Source organism: Planobispora rosea (assembly GCF_014648175.1).
Classification (GTDB): domain Bacteria; phylum Actinomycetota; class Actinomycetes; order Streptosporangiales; family Streptosporangiaceae; genus Planobispora; species Planobispora rosea.
This window is the reverse complement of the sequence record NZ_BMQP01000097.1, coordinates 1-6,593: the sequence shown is the minus strand read 5'-3', so window position 1 is coordinate 6,593 and position 6,593 is coordinate 1. Positions and strand designations below refer to the sequence as shown.

The following is a 6,593-nucleotide window of genomic DNA, read 5'->3' as shown; positions in this document are numbered from 1 at the left end:
GAGCAGGCCGGGGTGCTGCAGCAGATGGGCTGCCCGCTGGCGCAGGGCTACCTGTTCTCCCCACCGATCTCCCCGGAGGAGGTCGACGACCTGCTCCAGGTCGCCCCGTGGCAGAACGTGGCCTGACCGGCCGCGCCGGTCCCCGCCGAGCTCAGGTCCGCCTCGTCCCGGGCGGCGGGCGGTGAGCCATCGTGCGGGAGGGGTTTCCGGGGAGCCGGGTCAGGCGGCGCGGCCGGGAGGACGCCAGTCCGAGCGGCGAACCTTGATCGCTCCCCGGCGGTAGAGCGCATCGGCGGCGCGGCGGGCGAGGAGGTCGAGCTGACTGTCGGTGAGGAAGACCGGGGTGTCGGCGAGTTCGGCGCGCAGGATCCGCACGAGCTCTTCCAACGTGGAGGAGTCGTCGGGGACGACGGCGAGCGGCGGCAGGATCTCACCCAGGTGCCGGGAGGGATCGTGCGGATCGGGCAGGGAGCCGCAGACACGGCACTCAACCGGCTCCCCGGGGCCGGGCCGCCACGGAACGGGGCGGTGGTTGAACGTGAGCGTCTCGGTCACGGGCGACACCCCCTCGCTTTTCAGAGTAAACCCGTGATGGCATGCCATACCGAGCTGGGACGAAGCGTCCCGGGAAGGCCTCACGGGTCGCGGAGGTCACCGAGACAAAGCGTCGCAGGGACAGAGCGGCATCGGGACAGAGCGGCATCGGGACAGAGCGGCATCGGGACAGAGCCTCACCGAGATGGCGCGTCACAGGGATGCTTTTCTGACGGCGACCAGGTAGTCGTCGACGGTCTGCCGGTCGGGGACCTCCGGGAGGGCGTCGGTGCCGCCCAGCGTCTCGAAGCCCGCGAGCAGCTCCGCCCGCCAGCGCGCCACCTCCGCCCACGGGACCTCGCCCCGCCGCACCGCGAGCAGCCGGTCACGGTGCTCTTCCACGCGCACCAGCGGCTCTCCCTCGCGGGCCAGGTGGAGCCCGCTGAGCATGAGCCTGATCATGTGCATGGCCTGCTTCCACTTCGGCCGCTCGGGGTCGAGCCTGCGGAACTGCGCGTCGGCGTAGCCGGTGAACGTCCGGCGGGCCCGCCGGGACAGGAAGGCCCGCCGGATCGCGAGCAGGTCCTCGCCCGCCGGGGTGAGGTGCTCGACGAGCGGCGACCACAGGCACTCCAGGACCGTCGGATTGGCCTCCAGCGCCAGCGCGCAGAACCGCTCCACCTCCCAGGAGAACTGCTCCGGCGCGGGCCCCTCGACATGGGTGGGCGGCTTGTCCAGCCGCCAGAACAGCGGCGCCGGCGCGGCGAAGACACCGCGCCGGTCCACGTCGGAGACCGCGGTCTCCAGCCCGTAGGCGCGGGAGCCGATCACCACCGACAGGATCAGGAAATCCGGGACGAAGTGCGTTTCCACCGGTCAAGACTGCCAGCCGTACGGCACCGTCCGATACGGCTTTTCCGGGGCCGCGGCCCCGCCGGCGGGTGAGGCGTCCGTCCTGGTTCAGGTCACGGCCCCGGCCTCGGTCTCCCCGGCTGACCGGCGGTCCCGGGGACGTTCCCGCCGGGCGAGCACCACGCCTCCCCACGCCGCCAGCGCGCACGTCACCGCCACCGTGTGCACGATGGGCACCCGCTCGGAGTTGAGTATCAGCATGATGTCCTCCGCGGCGTGCAGGACGATCAAAGGGAGGAGCGCCGAGGTCCGGTAACGCACCGCGGCGTAGGCGAAGCCGAACACGGCCGTCTCGACCACCAGAAGGGAGGTGTCCACCGCGGAGGCGCCCTGGAGGAAGTGGCGGCTGACGTGGCCGGCGCCGAACAGGGCTCCCACCAGAAGACAGCACCGCCAGCGGCCGAGCGGCGTCAGCGCGTGCTGCACCACCCCGCGGTAGAACAACTCCTCGTTGACGCCGACCAGGGTGATCCCCAGGAGGAAGGGGAGCAGGTCGCGCCTGGCCGGGTCGACGCCGTAGGGCAGGTAGCTCGCGACGACGACGGCCGGCCCGATCAGCGGCCACCACGCCGACGGCCTGATCGTGGTCAATCCCGTCTCCCGCCACCAGCCGAGCCAGGCGGTCAGCCCCAGCGCCGCCACGGTGACGGCGGCGTTGACGAAAGTGCCCTGCCACTCGCCGCCGAAGCCGAGCGCGGTGGTACCCAGTGCCAGTCCGATGATCAGCAGCAACCTGCCCGCCATGACACCGGTGGAGAACCAGATCGGATGAAGAGAGATGAATGATCGCATCACATTGGGAATCAAAGGGGAAAGGCGTATTCAGAGGGAAGCCCTCACCGGGGCCTGGTCGCGCCGGTGAAGCGTGCCGGGCCCGTGCCGGAGCGGAGACGGACGGCTCGCTCACCCGTCCGCAACGCCGGGTAGCCACCGCTTCATTACATTCGAGGTCTTGCGGGAGAAGATCCGGTCGGAGGGGCCGACGGCAGGTGTGGAATCTCCATCGGCTTTCGGAGCGAGCCTCGATGAACAGGTGGAAGAGCCTTCTGCTCGCGGTGGCGGTGGCGGTTGAACCGCGCCGGGATCGGTGGAGGTGATGCTCCCCGCCTTCCGCGGAGTCGCTTCGCTTGGCTTGTGTGCCGTTGACCCCACGAGAAGAGACCGGCATGCCAGGCAAGGGCTACCCGCCGGAGTTCCGTCGCAAGGTGCTGGATCTGGCGCACGGCCAGGATGTCCATCTCCTGGCCCTGCTGAAGCGGTTCCCGCCGGCCCTTCAACGATCGTGTATCCGCTTCCGGGCCTGGCTGGTGTCGGCCACGCCCGGCAGGCGTTATGCGCTGAGGGTCCTTCGCCTGCGGGTGGTCTCCTCCGGGCATCAGCAGGAGGACGCAGGCGCGCCGGGCAGGTGCAGGGTGAAGGTCGAGCCCTCGCCCGGGGCGCTGGTCGCGGTGATGGTGCCGCCGTGGGCTTCGGCGATCGCCTGAGCGATGCTCAGTCCCAGGCCGATGCCCTGGATGGCGTGCTCGTCAGCATAGCGGGTGCGGTAGAAGCGTTCGAACACGTGCGGCAGCTCATCGGCACCGATGCCGGCCCCGGCGTCGGTGACCGCGATCGCCACCCGTCCGCCGGCCGCGGAGGCACGCACGGTAATCGGCGTTCCGGCGGGTGAGTACTTGACCGCGTTCGACAGCAGCGCGCCCACCGCCCGCACCAGCAGCTCACGGTCCCCGGCGACATGCTCGACTCCGGCCTCTAGGAACACCTGAAAGGTGTGCCCGCTGTCGCGGACCGCGGTGCCGGTGAGGCGGACCGCTTCCTCGATGACCTCGCCGACCGGCATGGGTGCCGCGTCGATCTCCAGGTGGTCGGTGCTGAGGGTGGTGATCGCCAGTAGGTCTTCGACCAAGTGTTGCAGCCGGGCCGCGTTGCGGACCATCGCCTCCAGCATCCTGCGGCCCGGCGCTGCAGCCTCCACCACTCCGGCCTGCGGGTCGGCCACGATCTCCAGATAGCCGATCAGGGAGGTGAGCGGGGTGCGCAGCTCGTGGGAGACGGTGGAGAGGAAGGCGTCCTTGGCCGTATCCAGCTCTTTGAGGCGCGCCACCATAGCCTGCTCGGCCGCATAGGCCTCGCGCAGTGCCTGCTCGGCGCGGCGCCGCTCGGTGATGTCGTGGATGAACGCGTGCAGGGCCCAGGTGCCGTGGTTCTCGCGAGTGGCCCAGATCACCAGCTCGATGGGGAACTCGCTGCCGTCGGACCGTGCTCCGGCCAGTTCCAGGCGTCGGCCCAGCACGTTCGACTCCCCGGTGGCCAGGAAGTGGGCCCAGCCGACCTGGTGGGCCCTGCGGTAGCGTTCGGGCACGATCACCTCGTGCACCAGCCGGCCCAGCACCTGCTGGCGGGAGCGGCCGAACATGCGCGCGGCCGCAGCGTTCCACTCGGTGATGTGCCCGGCGGCGTCGGTGGAGACGAACCCCTCCACCGAGGTGTCGATGATCTGCCGCATCCGGTCCCGGCCCGCCTGGGCGGTGGCCTGGGCTGTGCGGCGGTCGACGATGCGACCCAGCTGATAGCCGAGACTGGCCATCACTCGCAGCAGCGACTCATCGGGCTCGGCCGGCCGCAGGGAGAAGAATTCCAGTACCGCCGCGACCCCGTCGGCGGACATGATCGGGAATGCGAACGCCGCCCGCACCCCCAGGTCGCGGCCCTGCCGGGAGCGGAAGAACAGCGGGTCGGTGGCGGTGTCGCGTGACCAGACCGGTTGCCCGGTGGCCGCGGCCCGGCCGATGGTGCCGGCGCCGGGCGCGAAGCGGACCGCGGCGCTGACCTCGCGCAGCGCCGGAAAGTCGCCGATCGGCCCGACCCAGAGGCCGGAGGAGACGAAGTCCCCGCCCGTGTCGGCCGGCACGCACAGGTGGCCGAGCGGCCAGCCGGTCACCTCGCACACCGCGGCCAGCACCGAGCGTGCCGCCTGGTGGAGGTCATCGCTGGTGTTGGCCACGACCGTGATGGTGTCCAGCAGTCTGACCAGCGCCGCCTCCCGCTGCGTGCCCGCCACTGCGGCACCCTCCTTGTGCTTCGATCGTCTGCCGTCTGCTCGACCGGCGGTCATCCCTACGGAATCTGCCTCGGAGTAATCGAATGGTAACGGAGAGGTTCCTTTCCGTGCCGACAAGGAAGACCGGTCCGCAGCGCCGCCCCTCGTCACGCTCCAGCTCCGGTCTATCCGTCCAGTGGATGCATGCCCGGTTCATAGCAGAAAATGCGGTTATGGGGCTTTACTGTGACGGTGGTGGAGGTGGTCATGGGCGGCAGCGGCTCCTGCTGGGGAAGGCCATCGAAGCCATGACCGAGTGGCGGAACCGGCCGCTGGATGCGGTCTACCCGGTAGTCCTTCATCGACGCGATCCACGTGAAGATCCGCGACGGCCAGGTCGCCAACCGGCCGATCCATGTCGCTTTGGCGGTCACCGTCGACGGCGAGCGCGTCATCCTGGGGCTGTGGGCCGGCGACGGCGGCGAGGGCGCCACGTTCTGGCTGCACGTTACGAGAGCTTCGCCGGACAGCCGGGTCCGCCGCCCGACGCGATCGCGTGGGCGCCTCGGATGAGGCCGTCCTCCACCTTTCTGAGCTTGAACGCCTGGTTGACGGTGCCGGTGACGGAGATCTTCCTGGCGGGGTCGTAGGCCATGAAGGCCCCGTGGAACCCCTCGTGGACCCAGAACGTCGTCGCGCCGGTTCGCACCCGCATGAGGCCGAGGCCGTAGGCGTCGTCACTCTGCCGGGTGGTGCGGAGCATGGTGGCGAGGGTCGCGGGGTCCCGGAAGAGCCGGTCCTCGAACAGGCCGCGGATGAAGCGGGTCAGGTCGGGCGCGGTGGAGACCAGCCCGCCCCCGCCGAACGTGTCGTAGGTGGGGTTCCACCCCCGGAAGTCGAGGTCGGTGACGTAGGGGTGGGAAAGCCGTCCCCGAGGACTCTCCCAGTGCTCCAGATAGGTGGCGCGCATGCCGAGCGGGCCGAGGATCTGCTCGCGGTAGACCCGGTGCAGCGGTTTTCCCGCCGCCTTCTCGATGACGAACCCGGCCAGTACGTAACCGGTGTCGGAGTAGTGGAAGCCCTTGCCCGGCGGGAAGGCGGGCTTGAGCCGCAACCCCCGCTCGGCCAGCTCGCGTGGCTTCCAGACGCGGTGCGGGTCGGCGAAGACCTCGGCCATCCAGGAGCCGTCGGTGGCATAGTCGGCGATTCCGGAAGTGTGATCGAGCAACTGCCTGACCGTGATGTGTGAGCCGTGGAGGATCTGCTTCATCAGGGCGGAGTCGAGATAATCGCCGATCTTGTCGTCGAGGTCGAGCCGGCCCTGCTCGGCCAGTCGCAGGACGGCCGCCGCGGTGAAGGGCTTGGTGACGCTGGCGGTGCGGAAGGCGTCCCCGGCGCGCAGTTCGCGGCCGAGCAGGGCGAAGCGGCCGGTCGCACCGGTGAAGCGTGTTCCGGGCCCGCGGACGTCGAGGACGATGCCGGGAATGGGAGTCTTGACGTGGCCGGGGACCGGAGTCCGATCCGGGGGCAGATCGGGCAGGGGAGTGGCGAGGGCCGTGTCGATCAGGCACTGGTAGGGCGACGGGCCGCCATCGACGCCGGCACCCGCCGGGGCCGTCGCCGGTGACAGCAGGGTCAGGGTCGCGGCGGTGATCGCGGCGATCTTCGCCAGGGGCATGGGATTCTCCGATCGGAAAGGCGTGTCCCTGCAAGATCCATCGGACCGGGGACCCGGCGGATCGGGGGGATCCCCCGCTCTGCCCTGAGCGACCGGGGCCGCTCTGGCACCGCAGGAGTAGGCCGAATGGCCACGTGCGGGTGAGCAGGATCCGGCCGGACGGCTCTGCGGGGCCCGCCGGAGCGGAGGGCCGGACCGCTCGATCCCCGCCCGCGATGCCGCGCGGCCGCCGATTCGTCACACCACGGGTCTTGTGGGAGGAGATCCGGTCGAAGGGATTGACGGCAGTTGTCGAATCTCCATCGGCTTCGGAGCGACCCTCGATGAACAGATGGAAGAGCCTCCTGCTCGCCGTGGCGGTGGCCGTACCCCCTAGGGCGTGTCGTCAAAGTGTCATAACCACATCAACAACGCCGCCAGCGTGACCGC

General features: G+C 70.2%; 5 protein-coding genes and 1 pseudogene. 1 reads left to right on the top strand and 5 read right to left on the bottom strand.

The window, feature by feature from the left end:
* Positions 1–219 precede the first annotated feature (219 nt).
* The 4 genes from IEZ08_RS38720 to IEZ08_RS38705 all read right to left on the bottom strand — a co-directional run bounded on the left by IEZ08_RS38720 (position 220) and on the right by IEZ08_RS38705 (position 4,507).
* Entirely contained in the window at positions 220–555 is a 336-nt protein-coding gene (locus tag IEZ08_RS38720) for a hypothetical protein (protein ID WP_141704075.1), read from the bottom strand.
* Between the two features lie 192 nt (positions 556–747).
* Positions 748–1,407, bottom strand: coding sequence for a nucleotidyltransferase domain-containing protein (locus IEZ08_RS38715; protein WP_068923854.1), 660 nt, complete (start codon positions 1,405–1,407; stop codon positions 748–750).
* A gap of 87 nt (positions 1,408–1,494) precedes the next feature.
* Positions 1,495–2,238, bottom strand: a complete 744-nt coding sequence (locus tag IEZ08_RS38710; protein ID WP_068923853.1) for a CPBP family intramembrane glutamic endopeptidase — start codon at positions 2,236–2,238, stop codon at positions 1,495–1,497.
* Between the two features lie 583 nt (positions 2,239–2,821).
* Positions 2,822–4,507, bottom strand: coding sequence for an ATP-binding protein (locus tag IEZ08_RS38705; protein WP_068923852.1), 1,686 nt, complete (start codon positions 4,505–4,507; stop codon positions 2,822–2,824).
* Positions 4,508–4,794: 287 nt separating this feature from the next.
* Here IEZ08_RS38705 and IEZ08_RS38700 point away from each other — a divergent pair.
* Positions 4,795–4,996, top strand: a pseudogene (locus IEZ08_RS38700) (transposase); the annotation flags it as partial.
* On the opposite strand, the gene IEZ08_RS38695 reads toward IEZ08_RS38700, so the two are convergent.
* Positions 4,995–6,164, bottom strand: coding sequence for a serine hydrolase domain-containing protein (locus IEZ08_RS38695; RefSeq protein WP_068923851.1), 1,170 nt, complete (start codon positions 6,162–6,164; stop codon positions 4,995–4,997). The pseudogene IEZ08_RS38700 and the gene IEZ08_RS38695 overlap by 2 nt on opposite strands.
* Between the last annotated feature and the right edge of the window lie 429 nt (positions 6,165–6,593).